Origin of the sequence: Denitrovibrio acetiphilus DSM 12809, from assembly GCF_000025725.1 — a bacterium.
Taxonomy (GTDB): Bacteria; Chrysiogenota; Deferribacteres; order Deferribacterales; family Geovibrionaceae; genus Denitrovibrio; species Denitrovibrio acetiphilus.
The window spans coordinates 3,183,431-3,201,182 of sequence record NC_013943.1; the positions used below are offsets into that span (position 1 = coordinate 3,183,431).

Annotated in this window: 16 protein-coding genes and 1 riboswitch; of the genes, 12 read left to right on the forward strand and 4 right to left on the reverse strand. The window is 44.4% G+C overall.

What is annotated here, in order from left to right:
- Positions 1 to 17: 17 nt before the first annotated feature.
- The 3 genes from hypF to trkA are packed head-to-tail and all read right to left on the reverse strand — an operon-like array spanning position 18 to position 5,052.
- Positions 18 to 2,339, reverse strand: coding sequence for a carbamoyltransferase HypF (gene hypF / locus DACET_RS15060; protein WP_083772440.1), 2,322 nt, complete (start codon positions 2,337 to 2,339; stop codon positions 18 to 20).
- Positions 2,252 to 3,703 (reverse strand): TrkH family potassium uptake protein, encoded by a 1,452-nt coding sequence (locus tag DACET_RS15065; RefSeq protein ID WP_013012220.1) that lies wholly within the window; start codon positions 3,701 to 3,703, stop codon positions 2,252 to 2,254. Before DACET_RS15065 ends, hypF begins: the two co-directional genes overlap by 88 nt.
- A gap of 2 nt (positions 3,704 to 3,705) precedes the next feature.
- Positions 3,706 to 5,052, reverse strand: coding sequence for a Trk system potassium transporter TrkA (gene trkA, locus DACET_RS15070; protein WP_013012221.1), 1,347 nt, complete (start codon positions 5,050 to 5,052; stop codon positions 3,706 to 3,708).
- Positions 5,053 to 5,111: 59 nt separating this feature from the next.
- On the opposite strand from trkA, the gene DACET_RS15075 reads away from it, so the two are divergent.
- The 7 genes from DACET_RS15075 (at position 5,112) to thiL (ending at position 12,711) form a co-directional block, all read left to right on the forward strand.
- Positions 5,112 to 6,437 carry an RsmB/NOP family class I SAM-dependent RNA methyltransferase gene (locus tag DACET_RS15075; RefSeq protein ID WP_013012222.1) on the forward strand — a complete coding sequence of 442 codons (1,326 nt, stop codon included), beginning with the start codon at positions 5,112 to 5,114 and terminating at the stop codon, positions 6,435 to 6,437.
- Positions 6,438 to 6,440: 3 nt separating this feature from the next.
- Positions 6,441 to 7,697 (forward strand): L,D-transpeptidase family protein, encoded by a 1,257-nt coding sequence (locus DACET_RS15080; RefSeq protein ID WP_013012223.1) that lies wholly within the window; start codon positions 6,441 to 6,443, stop codon positions 7,695 to 7,697.
- Positions 7,694 to 9,130 carry a M14/M99 family metallopeptidase gene (locus tag DACET_RS15085; RefSeq protein WP_013012224.1) on the forward strand — a complete coding sequence of 479 codons (1,437 nt, stop codon included), beginning with the start codon at positions 7,694 to 7,696 and terminating at the stop codon, positions 9,128 to 9,130. The genes DACET_RS15080 and DACET_RS15085 overlap by 4 nt, the downstream gene beginning before the upstream one ends.
- A gap of 3 nt (positions 9,131 to 9,133) precedes the next feature.
- The gene (locus tag DACET_RS15090; RefSeq protein WP_013012225.1) at positions 9,134 to 9,406 is read left to right on the forward strand and encodes an acylphosphatase; all 273 of its coding nucleotides are present in this window, start codon (positions 9,134 to 9,136) and stop codon (positions 9,404 to 9,406) included.
- A 51-nt stretch (positions 9,407 to 9,457) separates the two neighbouring features.
- Positions 9,458 to 9,555: riboswitch (TPP riboswitch) on the forward strand.
- A 376-nt stretch (positions 9,556 to 9,931) separates the two neighbouring features.
- On the forward strand, positions 9,932 to 11,203 hold the full coding sequence (gene thiC / locus DACET_RS15095) for a phosphomethylpyrimidine synthase ThiC (RefSeq protein WP_013012226.1): 1,272 nt from the start codon (positions 9,932 to 9,934) through the stop codon (positions 11,201 to 11,203).
- Complete coding sequence (gene thiE, locus DACET_RS15100) at positions 11,204 to 11,821, forward strand: thiamine phosphate synthase (RefSeq protein ID WP_013012227.1); 618 nt, start codon at positions 11,204 to 11,206, stop codon at positions 11,819 to 11,821. It abuts the gene before it with no gap.
- On the forward strand, positions 11,818 to 12,711 hold the full coding sequence (gene thiL, locus DACET_RS15105; protein ID WP_041230022.1) for a thiamine-phosphate kinase: 894 nt from the start codon (positions 11,818 to 11,820) through the stop codon (positions 12,709 to 12,711). Before thiE ends, thiL begins: the two co-directional genes overlap by 4 nt.
- Here the strand turns inward: thiL and DACET_RS15110 are convergent.
- Positions 12,708 to 13,616, reverse strand: coding sequence for a phenylacetate--CoA ligase family protein (locus DACET_RS15110; protein ID WP_013012229.1), 909 nt, complete (start codon positions 13,614 to 13,616; stop codon positions 12,708 to 12,710). The two genes, thiL and DACET_RS15110, sit on opposite strands and share 4 nt — an antisense overlap.
- A 469-nt stretch (positions 13,617 to 14,085) precedes the next feature.
- Here DACET_RS15110 and DACET_RS15115 point away from each other — a divergent pair, with 469 nt between their 5' ends.
- The 5 genes from DACET_RS15115 to DACET_RS15135 all read left to right on the forward strand — a co-directional run bounded on the left by DACET_RS15115 (position 14,086) and on the right by DACET_RS15135 (position 17,746).
- Positions 14,086 to 14,715: an acetate uptake transporter gene (locus DACET_RS15115; protein ID WP_013012230.1), complete on the forward strand. Its 630-nt coding sequence runs from the start codon at positions 14,086 to 14,088 to the stop codon at positions 14,713 to 14,715.
- A gap of 66 nt (positions 14,716 to 14,781) precedes the next feature.
- Positions 14,782 to 15,009: a hypothetical protein gene (locus DACET_RS15120; protein ID WP_013012231.1), complete on the forward strand. Its 228-nt coding sequence runs from the start codon at positions 14,782 to 14,784 to the stop codon at positions 15,007 to 15,009.
- A gap of 115 nt (positions 15,010 to 15,124) precedes the next feature.
- Positions 15,125 to 15,577 carry a SixA phosphatase family protein gene (locus DACET_RS15125; RefSeq protein ID WP_013012232.1) on the forward strand — a complete coding sequence of 151 codons (453 nt, stop codon included), beginning with the start codon at positions 15,125 to 15,127 and terminating at the stop codon, positions 15,575 to 15,577.
- 1 nt (position 15,578) lies between these two features.
- A complete protein-coding gene (locus DACET_RS15130) occupies positions 15,579 to 17,006 on the forward strand; it encodes a CHAD domain-containing protein (protein ID WP_013012233.1) in 1,428 nt (475 codons plus the stop codon).
- Entirely contained in the window at positions 17,003 to 17,746 is a 744-nt protein-coding gene (locus DACET_RS15135) for a ParA family protein (protein ID WP_013012234.1), read from the forward strand. The genes DACET_RS15130 and DACET_RS15135 overlap by 4 nt, the downstream gene beginning before the upstream one ends.
- Positions 17,747 to 17,752 lie beyond the last annotated feature (6 nt).

Sequence of the window (17,752 nt, forward strand, 5' to 3'; positions counted from 1 at the left end):
TGTGTTTATGAAAGGGATTATGACCCAAAATTTCTTATTTTGGAATAAGTTTTATAATAAGCCTGCCCGAGAGAAATGCACGAATCGTTAGGAGGGACAGCTTTGTGTCTATGAATGTTTAGTCTGCTAACTTTTGTAAGTTCTTTTGTTAGAAATAGATTTTGGAAAACGCCTCCGGAGAGGACGACATCGCCAACCTCTTCTATGTTGCAGATATTTTTTATGCAGAAAATGATATGTTTGACAAAATTACTGTGTATGTCTGCTGCAATAATTTGCGGGTTTTCATTTGCCTGAACACTGTTTAAAGTGTATTCAAATACATTGCGATAGAAATCATCAGAGTCAGTGTCTGTGACTTTGTGGTATTTTCTGTCAGCTGAGTGTGCAAGACCTTCCATCTTCATTGCTGAGTGTGCCTCAAAGAGGTTTTTTGTGACACCTGTAACGGCAGCACCGAGGCTTTCAAACAGCCTTCCTGCGCTGGTTGTGGGTATACAGTTAATATTTTTTTCTATCATGCTCACGGTTAGCTTTATATCTTTTTCAGGTATGAAGAGTTTTTTGGTAAGGGTTTCCATATATCTTTCGAGAATGCCGAAGTGGTGAAGATAAGAAATCAGCATTCTGCCAGGATTTTTAGCACCGCCATCCATCCCCGGCTGCATAACTTTCGGCAGGTGCTGGGGTCTGGATATTTTCCTGTTTTTCATAAGGAGAAATTCGCCCCCCCATATTGTGCCGTCAGTCCCCAAACCTGTTCCGTCCAGCACAACACCTAATACGTTGTCTTTCAGACCGTTTTCAGCCATACACGCCATCATGTGGGATATATGGTGCTGAACACGCTGTACCGGAAGACCAAGACTCTCAGCAAAACCCGTACTGTGATAGTTTGGGTGCATGTCACAAACGACGCTGTCCGGTTCAAGACCGTACAGCATTTTCATCTTATCTATAGTCTCTTCAAAGAATTCGCATGTGTCAGGGTTGTCCAGATCCCCGATGTATTGGCTTACAAATGCGTAATTGTCTTTAGCTATGGTTATGGTGTTTTTAAGGTGCGCCCCAAGGGCGAGCACACAGCCGTTCACCGCAGACGGGAGCATGACGGGGTAGGGTGCAAAACCTCTGGCACGGCGCATAACGTAGGGCATGCCGTCCACAACAGATACAAGAGAATCGTCAACACGGTTGTGGATAGGTCTTGTGTGGTGCAGAAAGTGAGAGGTAAACTCTGACAGAGCTTTTTCAGCTTCCCGTTCGTCCTTGGCAATAGGTTCATCTTTGCGATTACCGCTGGTGGCTATAAGGAAGTCAGACTTACATGTTTTCATAAGGACTCTATGCAGCGGTGTGTATGGCGCGATACAGCCTACATTAGGAGACATCGGGTTTGCAAAAGCGCTTACAGGCAAGTCAGGTACTTTCATTATGACTATCGGCGCCTGCGGGGAGCAGAAAAGCTTAAGGGACGGAGCATCGTCGCAGTATTTCTGTATAGTTTCATAGCTGCACATAACAGCTAGGGGTTTGTCCGGTCTCTTTTTCAGGTTTCGGAGGGTCTTTACAGGAATGTCCTGAGTAGCGTCACATATAAGATGATATCCGCCAAGTCCTTTTACTGCTATTATGCCTCCGCTGTCTATGATCTCTGCTGCATGGTCGATTGCATCCTGCCCTGCATTTTTGCCTAAGTAAACCATAGGGCCGCAGACAGGACAGGCATTAGGCTGTGCATGAAAGCGTCTGTCGGCAGGATCGTCGTATTCCTTCTGGCAGCTAGGGCACATGCGGAATTTAGACATGGTAGTATCAGGTCTGTCGTAGGGCATTTTCTTTATGATAGAATATCTTGGTCCGCAGTTTGTGCAGTTAGTAAAAGGGTAGTTATATCTTCTGTCTGCGGGGTCGTCCATCTCTTTAGCGCATTCATCGCATAAAGCAGTATCCGGCGGGACGAGGGTTATGCCGGAAGTTATTTTAGAGGGTTCGATAGAGAACATTTCAAATTCTCTGAACGGAATGCATTCTATAGTTACTTCTATAATGTGGGCGAGAGGAGGGCATTTAGTCTGGATATCAGAAGCAAAATCCTCTATCTGCTGTTTTTCGCCGTTAACTTCTATTTCCACGCCGGAGGAGCTGTTGGTCACAAAGCCTTTCAACCCGTGAGTACCTGCCAGACGGAATATAAAGGGGCGAAATCCGACCCCCTGCACGATACCTTTTACTTTAATGTTGAAAGTTTTCATCTTCTCCAGAATGTCGGTGTAAAGAGCACCAGTATAGTATAGATTTCCAGCCTGCCTATTATCATAGCGGCACTTAGTGTCCATTTTACATAGTCAGGATAAAAAGCGTAGTTGTCTGCGGGACCGACCATACCAAACCCGGGACCGATATTTCCCACTGTTGCCAGTGAAGTTGTAAATGATGTAAGAACATCGACTCCGCTTGTTGCTACTATCATTGTAACAACCAGAAGAAGAAAAATGTACAGAAAGAAAAAACCGCTGACTGCATAAACAATATCTTTCTTCACTGTTTGTCCGCTGAGTCGTATCAGGAATACTCCTCTGGGGTGAACCAGATACTTCATCTCATTTATTCCCTGCTTTAAGAGGGTGACAAGCCGGATCACTTTTATCCCTCCCCCTGTCGAACCGGAGCATCCACCCACGAACATAAGCATAAAAAGTATTATCTGCGCAAGGTACGGCCACTGTTCGTAGTTCGCTGTTGCGAAGCCTGTTGTTGTTATGAACGTTGCCACCTGAAATGCCGCAAAACGAAGGCTGTCGGCGAGGCTGGTGTAAACTGTTCCGTTGAGAGAAAAGGTTATTATTATTGTAGTCAAAGCTATAATGGCAAGGTAAGCCTTAAGCTCAGAGTCCTTTGTGACACTTTTGAATCTGCCGGTCAGAAGTCGGAAGTGAAGGGTGAAGTTTACGCCGGCAAGGATCATGAATATAGTAATGACCCAGTCAATGTAAGCCGAATCAAAATGGCTTACGCTTATGTTCTTAGTGGAGAAACCGCCGGTGGCAACTGTACCGAATGTGTGTGTAAGTGCATCAAAAAGATTCATTCCGCCGAGCATCAGCAGGACTGTTTCCGCAGCGGTAAAACCAACATAAATATACCAGAGGTATTTTGCTGTTTCAGCGATACGGGGGGTTATTTTGTCTACGGTGGGGCCGGGTGCTTCCGCTTTTATGAGCTGCATTCCGCCTATCCCCAGCAGAGGGAGGATTGCCACTGCCAGAACGACGATCCCCATCCCCCCCAGCCAGTGGGTGAGTGAACGCCAGAAGAGGATTGATAAAGGAAGTCCCTCTATGTTTGTCAGGATGCTTGCTCCTGTGGTGGAAAAACCGGATATCGTCTCAAAAAAAGCATCTGTATATGACGGTATCGCACCGGAGATGTAAAAGGGGAGTGAACCGCCTATGGATGCTGCCAGCCAGCTTAGAGCCACGAGCAGAAATCCGTCTTTGGTGCTGATATTGTCCGGTATTGTATTTTTGTAAAAAAGCATGAAGAAACCGCCTATTCCCACGAGGAGGGATATAGATACAGCGAAGCTGATAAGAGCCTCTGTCTCTCCGTAATACATTGCAACACCTGCACAGACCAGATGAAAGAAAGCTATCACAAGCTGAAGGATTGCTATGGTTTTTATAATAAGTTTATAGTGCATGCCTATCGACCGGAGAAAAATTTCTGTAATGAATCTGCCGTGTCTTTGATGCAGAAAGTTATGACAGAATCTCCAGACTCCAGAGCAAAATTGCCGTCGGGGATTATGTTCTGTCCGCCCCGTATAACGGCAAGGATGAGACTGCCGGACGGAAGCTTAATATCTTTCAGGGCTTTGCCGCTGACAGGTGCTTCACGTTGTACGCTGAATTCTGATACTTCTGCTTTTCCGTCAAAAATCTTATAGACACTTTTTATATTGCCTCGTCTGATGTGTTTTAGGATAGCGTTTACAGAGCTGAGCTTCGGGCTAACTGTGGAGTCGATGCCGAGGTCGTCGGCGATGTTCAGATAGTTTGATTTGTTGACAAGAGCCACGGATCTTTTAATCCCTTTAGATTTTCCGTATATCGCAGCGAGTATATTCAGCTCTTCGTTCTTAGTAGTAGTGACTATAGCGTCCGCTTTGTGGAGGTTCTCCTCTTCGAAAAGGCTTTCATCGGAGATGTCTCCGTTAAGAACCATAATGTCCGGATAGTCTGAGGCGAGCTTTTTGCATTTTTCGTAGTCTTTGTCTACTATTTTAACGTTTTTACCCATTTTTATAAGAAACTCTGTTACGTATCTGCCGATTTTGCCGCCGCCGAGAACAACCACTGTGTGCAGGTTGCGGAGTTTTGTTCCGGTTTTTTTGAGTATCTGGAGAAACGTGTTTTTGGCAGCGATAATATAGATATGATCTTTATCCTGAACTACGGAATCACCCGTGGGTACAATCACTTCTGTTTCCCTCATGATGCCGGCTATGATAAAGTCCTCTTTAATCTCTGTTTTAATCTGTTTCAGGGATTTTCCGTTGAAAAATGAGTCCTCGTCCACAAATATGTCTCTGAGCTGAATGTCGGAATTTCCGAAAAGGAATATGTCGCTTGTGGCACCGTGCTGAACAGTGGACGCAATGCTCTTGGCAGCTTCTATCTCAGGGTTTACGATGTAGTCGATACCGCTGTATTTCTGACCTACGAGGCGTGTTTTGCTGTATTCCATGTTCCGTACACGTGCAATTTTCACAGGAACGTCATACTCGCTCGCTACTATGAAGCAAGTGATCATATTGACTTCGTCATAGTCAGTGGCGCTGATAAAACCATCAGCTTTCTGTATGCCCGCCTGTTTCAGAATCTCAAGGTTTGATGCCTCTCCGGTAATAACGAGACAATCAAGATGTGATGATGCAAACTTCGCTCTGTCGGCGTCCTTTTCAATGAGAACAACGTCTTTGCCCTCTTTAATAAGGTGGTCTGCAATGTGGAAGCCGACCTCGCCGGCACCTGCGACAACTATTTTCATGTCTGGAATCTACTACATTAATGTTGATAACTCAATATAATTGTTTTATCCTTTGCCACATGTTAAATAATGCATTTATTGAAAAATACAGTCAAATAGTTGGTGAGCAAACAGAAAGATTTTTTTCTGCTCTTGAGGGAGCTCGGAGTAAATACATTCGTGTGGCATCTTCCAGATGTGCGGATTATCTGTCTGAGCTTGCAGAGATGGGGGTAGAGCTTTCTGAGGCGGAAGGACTGCCGAAAGTTTATAAAGTCGAGAGCGGCGAAGATAAGCTGACCGGAAGCATCGGTTTTCAGACCGGAGGGTTTTATATCATGAACCCATCTTCTGTGTTTGCCGCTGATACTTTATGCAGGCTTATGCCTGACTATCCATATATACTGGATGTTGCTTCCGCTCCCGGCGGGAAGACATGTGCCATAGCAGATTTGCTCGGGAACAGATGTGCAATCATTGCAAACGAGCCGTCTGGCAAGAGGATGAAGTCGCTTCAGTTTAATATAGAAAAATATGGCGCCTATTCTGTCAGAACCATAGGCAAGGACGGGCGAAATCTGCATAAAACATTTGACAGATTCTTTGACGGTATTCTGCTTGATGCTCCATGCAGCAACGAAAATAAGATAGGAAGAAATAAGACTGTCAATTCGGAGTGGTGCCAAGAACTTGTTGAAAGGATGGCAAAACTTCAGAAAGAGATCGCTTCGTCTGCTTTTGAAACTCTGAAAGAAGGCGGGGTTATGGTGTATTCCACATGTACCTTTTCCGTGGAGGAGAACGAAGAGGTCATCCGGCATATACTGGACAATTTTGACTGCGAGCTTGTCGATATAAACAGAGGAGAACACACAGGCGGGCTCTCAGGGGACGGCAGTATAGACCCTTATGTTGTGCGCTACATGCCCCATACCGATATTTATGATGGTTTTTTTATATCTGCTGTCAGAAGAAAAGGGGATGACGGCGAAGGGGAGGCATATACCAGAACAAAAACGGACAAAAGTGTCAGCAGCTTTTTTGACACATTTCCGGAGTATGTTGAAGTGTATGAAAAGGGCAGTTCACTTTATCTCACAACCCAGATGGAGAGGAGCATTAATTTCTCTAAAAACGGGATTCTGCTTGCAAAGCGTCAGGGGGAGCTCAGCTCTCAGGCTTTCTGGCAGCTTGCGGATATGCTTAAGGATGGGCTTTCAAGCCAAATTTCCTTAGAGTCTGCACAGAGATACCTGAAAGGATTTGACATAGAAAAAGTTCAAGACTATCATGGACCTGCACTTTATTATAACACCATTCCAGTTGGCATGACTAAACCCGTTGGCGACATGCTGAAGAATAAACTGGATCGATATTTTTTATACGGAAAAAACATAGAGTGGTAAAAAATGAGATATCTGATTAATATTATTGCGCTTATTTTGATTATGACAAGTGTGTCATTCGCGCAGAGTTTCATTAATGTTTCTGCCGAACCGGAGGACAGTTTTAATGCTGTTCTTGTTGAAAAGAACGGCAAATGGCTGCATGTATTAAAGGTTGCAGAGGGGAGAGTCGAGGTTCTAGACAGCTTTCAGGTGCTGACTGGGCGTGTCGATGGAGATAAGCGTGTTCAGGGGGATGAAAAAACTCCGGAAGGCGTATACTTTGTTACAGGTTTCCTCTCGCCGGAAAAGCTTCGTGCTATGTACGGCGAAGTTGGCAAACAATACGGCACAGGGGCATACCCCCTGTCATATCCTAACCTTAAAGACAGGCTTCAGGGGAAGACCGGAGGGGGGATATGGCTTCACGGTATCGACCCTTCAAGAAATGTACCGGTTACTAAAGGCTGTGTGGCTTTCGACAATGAGAAGCTGACGAAGATGGCTGACTATATTAAAGTCGGTACACCGGTTATTGTTACTGAGGAAGGTCTTAAGGGGACTCTTGATGATCTCAGGGCTCATTTCGAAAGTGCGAAGAAGCTTGTCACAGACTATATGGAAGCATGGGGAAACAGCGATTTCGATGCTTTCAGTGCCGCTTACAACCCGAACTTTAAAGATACCGCAGGCAGGAGCCTTGAAAACTATCTGAAGTACAAAAAAAACTTGATGGATTTATTCCCGTACAGAAAAGTATCTGCTGACGGGTTTCGCATATACACCAACAGCGATTCAGAAACCGTTGCAGAGTTCACACAGTTTTACTGTGCTCCGAACGTTGTCAGCTATGGCAGGAAACGGTTTTATTATGAGCAGGACGGTGAAAGTCTCAAAATATCAGCGGAAGAGTTTATGCCAATTAGCTCTGAAAGCTACGTGCGTGAGAAGGTTCATGAGTTTCTTCTCAGCTGGAAAAAGTCATGGGAGTCTTTGAGCATAGACGACTATATGGCGAATTATTCTGATGCATTTTCCACAAGAGGTATGAATAACGCCGGCTGGCGAGAAGACAAGTCTGGGAAATTTGCCGGTCTCGAAAACGTAAAAGTAGTAATTGATAATATCTCCTTTAAAGCTTATTCACCTGTCAGCTACGCCATCGAGTTTCGCCAGAAGTACAGTGGTGATGCATACAGTGACACAGGTATCAAAACCCTCAGAGTGAAAGGGTGTCCCGGAGATTTCAAAATAACATCTGAGATATGGAGAGCTGAATGAGGTGGTACCTTGTTTTAATAACAATACTTGTTTCTGTTAATCTGAGCTTTGCTGTGGAGCGTCCATCCACACAGCATGAGGTCCACTTCAAAGGGACTGACTATGAACTGAATATCTACAGGATAAACGGGCGGAATGACGGCAAAACTATGTTCATCGTCGGAGGCATCCAGGGGGATGAGCCCGGAGGCTTTCTTTCTGCTGACCTTTATTCTGATCTGCGCCTTGAAAAAGGTAATCTAATCGTTATCCCCAGAGCGAATTTCAAGTCTATCATCCTTTATGACAGAGGACCTGACGGCGACATGAACAGACGCTTTCAGAAGAATCCTAAAGAAGAAGATATGGATAAAGTGGTGGAGATCATCAAGCAGCTTATGAGCGAGTCTGATGTTTTTCTTAACCTTCATGACGGGTGGGGATACCATACGCCTACTTATATTGATAAATGGCGAAATCCCTATAGGTTCGGGCAGTCTGTTATCACTGATGCGGATGTTTATCAATGTGCTGATGGCACCGAGCTAGACTTGAGAACCCATGCGGATAAAGTTCTTGAAGAGACTAATAAAAAGATTGGCGACGAACAGTATCATATGCATTACTTTAATACAAAAACCCAGAACACAGGCACAAAGTTTGCAGAAATGCGTAAAACTGCGACTTATTATGCCCTGCGGACATACTGCTTACCTGCATATGCTATAGAATCTTCAAAAAATCTTCCGACTACAGAGATGAAAATTCTTCATCATAACTATGCTGTGAATGAGTTTATGAAACTTTATGATATAGTGCCGGAAGCTCCTACTATTTTTTTGAAAAAGCCTAAAATGGACTATGCTGTCATAAATGTGAATGATGAACCGAAAATTGTCGAAGAGGGTTCCAGCATCCTTATCAGAGAAGGTGATGTTTGCGAAGTTACTCACATTGAAGGGAACTATGACCGAGGGGTGTCCTGTGATATACTCGGTTACGGCGACCTTAATGACTATCGCAAAAAAGTCGAAATGAAAGGGGACTCTGTTATTGTCTTCCGGAAAGATAACAATAAAATGGGGACAATAAAGATAAAAGTTAAAAAGAATAATGGAACCGGACACTATTTTGTCTTTATTGTTAAGCACAACGGAGTTAAAAAGGCTCTGCTTTCAGGAGATACACTCAAAACAAAAGTTGGTGATGAAATTGAGTTTCTCTCTGCATTTTCTGATGTTTCATGCGGGAATGAATATCCAATTAATCTGAAAGGATATGTCCCGCCTAGTATTAGTTATAATAATGGAGACGACAGGGGGTTTAACATAAAGCTAAACCCGAATGATTTTATGCGTAAATACTCAGCAGATAAGGCAGGAATGGCTTATCCGGTGGTTGTTAACCATAAAGGAGCAGAGATGGGCAGCTTTATGCTTAAGATGGTGGAGTAAGCTATGAACAGACTGCATGCTGTTGTGTACGGGCGTGTGCAGGGTGTCGGCTATCGTGCTGTAGTACAGAAACGTGCTGCAACGCTTGGTGTTTGCGGATATGTCAGGAATATGCCTGACGGAACTGTTGAGATTGTTGCCGAAGGGACGGAGCAGGTTCTTATTGATCTGATAGATATCGCTAACGAAGGCTCAGGCTGGTGCAGTGTGGAGAAGATAGATGTTGCGTACTCTGCGGCTGAAGGGAATCTTGAGGATTTCAGTATAGCTTACTGACATAATCTCAAAAGATACTTGTCAAAAAGTTTTCAAAGTTGTATATAGTGTTAACAGCCCTGGGGGTGTTGCCTTAGATAGGGCGGCTGAGATATACCCCAAGACCTGATCCGGATAATGCCGGCGTAGGGAAGGGGAATTATGTAGATCATGCATATTCATATAAACCCAACCCTGCTGGATTTCCAGTGGGGTTTTTTTGTGCCGTAAATTTTGCACAGGGGGCTATATGGGCTATATCGTACATTAATAGAGTGTAGCGATATGCCTCAAGGTGCCGGATTTTGTTGACTGGCGTGTTTGTAATGACATTGCAGGCGAGAGGCACGAGCCGCAAAAGCGGTATCGTAAAGGATATTAAATAGAGTGTAGTGATATGCCTCAAGGTGCCGGATTTTGTTGACCGGTGTGTTTGTAATGACATTGCAGGGGAGAGGCGCGAGCCGCAAAAGCGGTATCGTAAAGGATATTAAATAGAGTGTAGTGATATGCCTCAAGGTGCACACCTTGGGAAAGGAGAGATATATGACACAGTTAGAAGCGGCTAAGAAGGGGACGATAACTCCGGAGATGGAGAAGGTTGCAAAGGATGAGCAGATTGATGTACAGGAGCTGAGACAGCTTATCGCAGAAGGTAAAGTTGTTATCCCTAAGAACATTAACAGAAATTTTGATGTCCGTGCCATCGGCAAAAAGATGAAAACAAAGGTTAATGCAAACATCGGAACATCCGGCGACTGCCCTTTTATTGATATAGAACTTCAGAAACTTGACGCAGCTCTCAGAGCTGGGGCAGACAGCGTTATGGATCTTTCCACCGGAGGCGACCTCAACGATGTGCGCAGGAAGATAGAAGAAAAATGTACTGTTATGCTCGGAACAGTGCCCATTTATGCTGTGGCTGCCGAGCTTGCTATGAAAGACCTCACCACTGATAATATCGACGAGGAAGTTTTGCTCCGCAACATAGAAAAGCAGTGCAGTGAAGGGGTGGATTATATCACTGTTCACTGCGGCATTACAAAAGAATCTGTCGCAAGGATGGACAATAGCGAAAGAACATGCGGCATCGTGTCAAGGGGCGGGTCTATACTCGCTAACTGGATACGTAAGAACGGGCGTGAGAATCCGCTTTTTGAGTATTATGACGATCTGCTTAAAATAGCTTATAAATATGATGTAACTCTGAGTCTTGGCGATGGTTTCCGTCCCGGTGCGATAGCGGATGCGACCGACAGACCTCAGATAGACGAGCTTATGATACTTGGCGAGCTTGGCAAGCGTGCCCGTGATAAAAATGTGCAGGTTATGATAGAAGGCCCCGGACATGTTCCGCTGAGCCAGATAAAGACCAATATGCAGCTTCAGAAAAGGCTGTGTGATGACGCACCGTTTTATATTCTCGGTCCGCTGGCTACAGATATTGCGCCTGGCTATGACCACATCACAAGTGCCATCGGTGGAGCTGTTGCCGGTGCTGCCGGTGCTGACTTTCTCTGCTATGTTACACCTGCAGAACACCTTTGTCTGCCGGATGTTGATGACGTTTACGAAGGTGTCATAGCTTCCCGTATCGCCGGACATATCGCAGATATAGAAAAAGGAGTGGCCGGGGCATGGGAGCGCAATGTGCAGATGGGCATTGCAAGGAAAGAGCTGAACTGGGAAAAACAGTTTGAGCTTTCTATTGATCCTGAGACAGCAAGGAAAAAGTTCCGGCATAATAAAGAGTTTGATTCGTGCACCATGTGCGGGAAGCTCTGTGCTGTGAAGATAGACGAAGGTAAAAATAAATAAATGATAGCTGAATACCTTAAACTGTACCTAATCCTTGAAACCAGTATGTTGAAAATGCCTCTGGAACAGTTTATTCCGGCTGTGATAAACGGAGGAGTAACATCCATACAGCTTCGAGATAAGGGGGCGACCTCCGCAGAGATGTATGCAACGGGGAAAAAGGTTATGGAGCTGATAAACGGACGTGATGTTCTGTTTGTTGTTAACGATAGGCTGGACATAGCTCTTATGCTTGGTGCAAAGGCTGTTCATCTGGGTGTTAAGGATATCCCTGTTTCTAATGTGCGGGCAAAGTATCCCGAGCTGATTCTAGGGTATTCCTGTAATGATATGGACGATGTGCGGGCGGCAGGCGTGGCGGACTATATAGGCTCCGGACCGGCGTTCCCCACCAGCACAAAGGCTGACCTGCGGGGGCTTATAGGTCCTTCCGGAATAAAGGAGCTCGTTGCTGCTGCGGGGAAACCCTCTGTGGCTATAGGCGGGATAACCGGAGAGAATGTTGATCAGCTCAGCAATTCCGGGGTAAGCGGTGTAGCTGTTTCGTCAGCCATATGTGCCGCGGAAGATCCATACATGGCTGCCAAAATGCTTAGAGATAAACTGGAAAAATTTTGAAAAAAAATAAAGAATTCTCTCTTATAGAGAGACTGTCTTCAATGCTGAATAACGGCGGTGTCACACTAGGGGTAGGAGATGATGCCGCCTTGTTCGGCGAGACACTTGTTGCAAAAGACATAATGGTAGAAGGGGTGCACTTTACAAAGGGAGCGCCTTTCCTGCATATTATGCGTAAAATAGTCACCGCTAATGTCAGCGATATTGCGGCAATGGGCGGAACAGCAGAGTATGGACTTCTGGGAATTGCCATTCCTGAAGGTTATGATGTTAACGCTGAAGATATCGTCAAGCCATTCGAAATGTACGGCGTAAAGCTGATAGGCGGTGATACTACTTCTTCTCAGGATTCCCTTTTCGTGTCAGTTACGATCATCGGCAGGAAAAATCAGCATGTGCTTCAGCGAAGCGGAGCTAACGCCGGAGATGTTATTTATCTGTCTCGTCCTGTTGGGCGTGTCCGTGAGCTTCTGGAGCAGGAGCTTGCCGGTGGAGACACTTACAACCACTATCTGATAAAAGCTGAAACAGAGCTCGGAGACCTTCTGGGGCGCACAGGGTTGGCGACATCGTGCATTGATGTCAGTGACGGCGTTGGGCGTGATGCATCTCATATTGCAGACAAAAGCGGCGTTTGTATGGTGATAGAAGAGAGTAGGTTTCCTGTTGAGCATTTACATGTGAAAGGTGACGCAGTTATGTTTGCTTTGGGCTCAGGAGAGGAATTCGCGCTTCTTTTCACTGTCGCCGAAAAAGATATAAGCGAGCTGGAGATGCTCGCACCTTCTGCTGTGCGTGTGGGCTATGTTGAAACCGGAAGTGGTGTTTATCTTGAGCGTGAACAGGGGAGAGTTGATATTTCAGAAAAAGGCTATGAGCACACTTATTAGGATGGGTAGTCTATTTTAACTGTGTGCAGACCACAGGTACATTTTTCTCTTGATACTATTGCAGATTTCCTGCCTGTACGGAATCGTATCAGAGGGAGTGCTTCCAGAGTGAGGGTAGTTATTACAAGTTCCCCCTCTTCGCCATCGGGCAGTATTTTGCCTTCATCATCAATTATTTCTACTATATAATGATCATCCCATAGATGCATCCCGTCATGTTCTTTACAGTCGGACGCCATGCCGTGCAGAAATATGCCAAATCCGGCAGTCATGTAAATGTCCATTCCTGATTCTTTTTCCAGATGTTTTCTTGTTCCGTTACTCAGTGGTTTACCGCAAAAGATTCCTGATTTCAAAGACGTTTCTGTCAGTTCCAGAGAATTCTCTCTGCAATATTCGATAAAGGCTGTTATGTCTTTAGTTGTTCCCATCAGACAGTTTGCGTCAGCGTCGTTTATCAGCTGGTACAGTTTTCTGTGGCTGAGTTTGCCGGCGTGTATAAGGAAGTGTCTGAGCTTTTCACAGGCGTCCGCAAAAGACGGGTATTCGTCATGCCCGCTTATCAGGAGGAGGGTGTCTTCGTCTGTCACTTCTGCTATGCTGAGAGTGCGGGCTGTCATCTCTGCTATATGAGTAATGTCATTGTCAGTAAAGAAGTTCATAACCGGTTCTTTATTTATTTGCTGGATTCTTCCTGTAATCAGACCTTTTGTGTCGGCGCAGCTATAGGCAAAGGGGTACCCCTGAGCCAGCAGTTCGTTTGTCATGAAGGGGAGGCTGGAGAGTGCCTCGTATGAGGTTATGCGCTCATCAGGTAAAATCCGGCTGTAGAATAAGTTATTATTTCTTATATGATGCAGGATCTTACCAAGTTTAAGGATTTGTATATCGGTGAGTTTCAGCATAGTTATAAACCGCCCTTTATTGTTATAATATAAGGCAATAGTCGGTCACATACAATCTTAAGTTTGCTTTATAAGTTAAATAGAGTTTATGTATAAGTTTACAAATTTAATATCAGTAAAACATAAAATAATACAGTATTTTAGTTAGAATTAAGAAAAATTAATATTTAATAAATAGAACTATATTATAATTTAATATCAATTATGTTTCATTCAGATCGTGTAGTGATACTTAATATCAGTAAAATAATATATATTATTAATGTTATATGTGTAATTTAACCATTAGAGAACATTGTTTTGCAATGAATATATATAATTTCAGTATTATTGGAATATGTAAATTCTTATTGAACAAAATGTTATTGTCATATATATACTCTTTTAAGAATGATGATGTGTTTTATTATGATTAACAACACGTCGGCGCTTTTATTATCTGCGCAAATGCAGGTACGGAGGATTATCTATGGCTAATAAAGCAGAAGCAGCTGCAAATGTGACAACACTTGATCACGCAGCAAAAGTAGCAGAAACAGTAATAGCTGACTCAACAGCTAATCCCGCTCCTCTCGGTCTTATGGGGTTTGGGCTCACAACAATACTTCTTAATCTTCACAACATCGGTTTGTTCGGTATCGGTAGTGCGATACTCGCTATGGGTATCTTTTACGGTGGTATAGCGCAGATCATAGTTGGGATCATGGAGTGGAAAAAGAAAAATACTTTCGGTACAGTTGCATTTACTTCCTACGGTCTTTTCTGGCTGACGCTGGTTGCGATAATAGCACTGCCGAAATTCGGGATATTTGATGCTCCCACAACAACAGCGATGACAGCTTACCTCTTTCTCTGGGGTCTTTTTACGCTGGTGCTTTTTGTGGGTACTCTTAAAATGCATAGAGGAATTCAGATGGTATTTTTCCTTCTGACAATCCTTTTCATACTTCTTGCCGTGGGCGATATGTTTCACAGCGTTGCTATCAAGAGATTTGCTGGTTTCGAAGGCGTTCTCTGCGGTCTTTCAGCAATGTATGTTGGGGCTGCTGAGATACTGAATGAAGTTTACGGCAGAAAAGTTCTCCCTCTTGGCGAATAATTAAGGTGTCATGTATATGCGGCGGCAGTTACGGGCCGCCGTTTATGCATATCCACGGAGGTTCCTGTGGACTATACAAAGATTGAGACCGGAGAGATTTGTTTTGCCGGATGGACAGTGAGCATCACCAGAGGCAGGGGGAGCATCGCAGACGGCAGCGGCAGCGTGGTTGCAAGGTTCAATGTCAATGAAGATGGACATGTTACTCTTACAGAAGGAGAACATAAGTTTGCTGACATGGCATTGATCGCAGTGCGCAGTTATGTCCGGTATGGCGCACCGCAAATCATTTAAAAATTCAATAATATTTGTCAAAAATCTGACATTTATCGCAAATTCTATCAAAAAAATACTCTTATATTGAGATAAATAGCTAATTCTGCTAAATTCTTTAGTAGGAGAAGGCGCAATGTTATATCTTATCCGTCACGGACACGCTGAAGACAGATCTGTCTGGCATGATTCGGATCTGAAGAGACCGCTTGTCAACAGGGGTGTTACGCGTGCCCGAAAGGCTTTCAGCCGTTTTATTAAGCTGTATCCCTCCCCAGATATTATATTTTGCTCAGAAGCTCTGAGGGCATTGCAGACAGCTGAAATACTGCATAAGCTCTGTGGCGCAGAAATTGTTGTGACCAGAGAGCTGAATCCGGGTGCGTCCCCGATGGATTATCAAAAAATATTAGATGATCTCGCTGATGATATTTGTACGGCTGTGGTTGGTCACGAGCCGGATATGTCAGAGTTTATGTCGCACTATCTCACCGGAGGTAATTTAAACATTGTATTCAAGAAAGGGTCTATCGCTCATATAGAAGATAAACAGTTGATAAATCTTATTCAGCAAAAGGTGCTAATATAACATGACAGATAATTATTTAATCACAGACGAAAAGCCGGATTCCGTCGAAGGATTCACTTTTCAGTATAAGTATCTCGGAGCAGAGCAGATGATGCTTAAGGACAGCTACGACTACCTGCTTTTAAACAAGGGATTCTGTCTGCTGACAAAGGTTGACGGAAGCGGACTTTTGTTTTCTGCCGGTAGTCTTGCTCAGTATGATTCATGTGATGATGCAGAGCTCGTTAAAAGGGTTGACGGGATCGTTTCGCCGAGAGTTTTACTGCCGAAGCATGAATTCAATGTCAGCAGATTTAGCGTGTCTATGCTGGATGAGCTGGAAAAAACCATAGCTAAAGGTATTACCTATATTATCGAGACAGGCGGGAAAGCTGTTTGTGCCATGGGGCTTTCGCCTCTTCGTGGGTACGGTAAAGAGACAGCAAAGGGATTGCGGAAGATTGAAGGAAATGAGGGCGGCTTTGGTGATGCTGTTAAGCTGCTTGTGGATAAAACAGGCGATGAGCTGATATTCTACAGTGCTAAACCAGTTTTAAAGCTTAACCCTGAGACCCCTATATATAAAGTTATGGGCGAGATTTATACTCACCTTATAGATGTTATGTCCAAGAATACAGACGGTATTATAAATGATGTGGACATAGAGTTTCTGCACGATTTCCGCGTATCAGTAAGGCGTATTAGGTCTGCCCTGTCCCTTGTCCGTGGAGTGTTTGACAAGGATATGGAAAAAGAGTTTCGCGTGCGCTTTAAAAATCTGGGTGGTCTCACAGGGGTTGCCAGAGATATGGATGTCTATCTGGACAGGATTGAAGATTATGAAAGGATGCTCCCCGGCTGGCTGAAAGGGGGAATGGCGGAACTGGCTGATTACTTTAAGAAGACCAGAGAGGCGGAATACCGGAAGCTGTCGGATTATCTGCTTTCCGGTGAGTTTGAAAAACTATGCACCGACTGGATAAATGTTGTTTCTGATGATAAGTATGCTGCTTCTAAGGGGAAGAAGCCTGTATTGCCGCTAGCTAAAAAGGCTATCCGGCAGGCGTTTAATGAGATAGAGAAACAAGCTGATGGTATGAGCACAGAAACCCATTCGGACGCTGTGCATGAGATACGCATCAGCTTCAAAAAGATAAGGTATCTGCTGGAATTTTACTCCTCGCTGTTTGATAAAGAAAAAACTGCGCCGATGCTGAAGGATATGAAAGCTCTTCAGGATTCGCTTGGGGATCATAACGACTATTATGTTCAGCAGCTGGCTCTGGAAGAACTCGTTGAAAATGGCAAATGGAGCCCGCAGACAGCTTCTGCCTGTGGCTTTCTTTCTGCTGTGCTGGCAGAGAGGCAGATGGCAGAGCGTGAGAAAGCTTTGCGGCTCATCATTCAGTTTATGAGGTATAAACCCTTATTCGGAGAATTGTTCAAATGAAAGTAGTATCAGTATTTAATATCAAAGGTGGAGTGGGCAAAACGGCAGCGTCTGTTAATCTGGCATATTTTGCCGGGCTGGCAGGTTGTAAAACTCTTGTGTGGGATCTTGATCCTCAGGCAGCATGTACCTATTATTTCAGGGTTAAGCCGAAGATAAAGAAAGACATTGGCAAGGCTCTGACAAAAGGGAACAGTCTGGACAAAAGCATTAAGGCGACAGACTTCGATAATGTTGATATACTCCCTTCGGATTTCTCGTATCGGAACCTTGATATTGTGCTTGGGGAGCAGAAGAAGCCTAAGCGCGTCATTCAGGCAGCCCTTAAAAGAGCTTTTGAAGGTTATGACCTTTTGCTGGTGGACAGTCCGCCGGGGATAGGTCTTTTGTCGGAGAATATTATACGTGCATCTGATGTTATGCTTATGCCGCTGATACCGACTGTGCTTTCTGTTCGGACTTGCGGGATGCTTATGGAGCACCTACGCTCCGAGCGGATACGCGGTACGGAAGTCTGTGCTTTTTTCTCAATGATGGACAGGCGCAAAAAGATGCACAGAGACATAGCTGACTCATTCAGCGAGAAGGGTGTGAGAGCACTCGACTCATGGATTCCGTACAGCGCCGATGTTGAAAAGATGGGATTGCACCGTTCGCCAGTGGCGGAATTTGCTCCTAAATCATCAGCGGCGAGGTCTTTTGCTGGATTATGGGAAGAAGTTAATAGTATTATTAAATAAAAAGGA

What these genes read in the sequence shown, in the direction of transcription:
- DACET_RS15085 (WP_013012224.1), top strand. Translation starts at nt 7,694, where the DNA reads ATGAGGTGGTACCTTGTTTTAATAACAATACTTGTTTCTGTTAATCTG.
- hypF (WP_083772440.1), bottom strand. Translation starts at nt 2,339, where the DNA reads ATGGACACTAAGTGCCGCTATGATAATAGGCAGGCTGGAAATCTATAC.
- DACET_RS15110 (WP_013012229.1), bottom strand. Translation starts at nt 13,616, where the DNA reads ATGCTGAAACTCACCGATATACAAATCCTTAAACTTGGTAAGATCCTG.
- DACET_RS15130 (WP_013012233.1), top strand. Translation starts at nt 15,579, where the DNA reads ATGACAGATAATTATTTAATCACAGACGAAAAGCCGGATTCCGTCGAA.
- DACET_RS15080 (WP_013012223.1), top strand. Translation starts at nt 6,441, where the DNA reads ATGAGATATCTGATTAATATTATTGCGCTTATTTTGATTATGACAAGT.
- trkA (WP_013012221.1), bottom strand. Translation starts at nt 5,052, where the DNA reads ATGAAAATAGTTGTCGCAGGTGCCGGCGAGGTCGGCTTCCACATTGCA.
- DACET_RS15075 (WP_013012222.1), top strand. Translation starts at nt 5,112, where the DNA reads ATGTTAAATAATGCATTTATTGAAAAATACAGTCAAATAGTTGGTGAG.
- DACET_RS15065 (WP_013012220.1), bottom strand. Translation starts at nt 3,703, where the DNA reads ATGCACTATAAACTTATTATAAAAACCATAGCAATCCTTCAGCTTGTG.
- DACET_RS15125 (WP_013012232.1), top strand. Translation starts at nt 15,125, where the DNA reads ATGTTATATCTTATCCGTCACGGACACGCTGAAGACAGATCTGTCTGG.
- DACET_RS15090 (WP_013012225.1), top strand. Translation starts at nt 9,134, where the DNA reads ATGAACAGACTGCATGCTGTTGTGTACGGGCGTGTGCAGGGTGTCGGC.
- thiC (WP_013012226.1), top strand. Translation starts at nt 9,932, where the DNA reads ATGACACAGTTAGAAGCGGCTAAGAAGGGGACGATAACTCCGGAGATG.
- DACET_RS15115 (WP_013012230.1), top strand. Translation starts at nt 14,086, where the DNA reads ATGGCTAATAAAGCAGAAGCAGCTGCAAATGTGACAACACTTGATCAC.
- thiE (WP_013012227.1), top strand. Translation starts at nt 11,204, where the DNA reads ATGATAGCTGAATACCTTAAACTGTACCTAATCCTTGAAACCAGTATG.
- DACET_RS15135 (WP_013012234.1), top strand. Translation starts at nt 17,003, where the DNA reads ATGAAAGTAGTATCAGTATTTAATATCAAAGGTGGAGTGGGCAAAACG.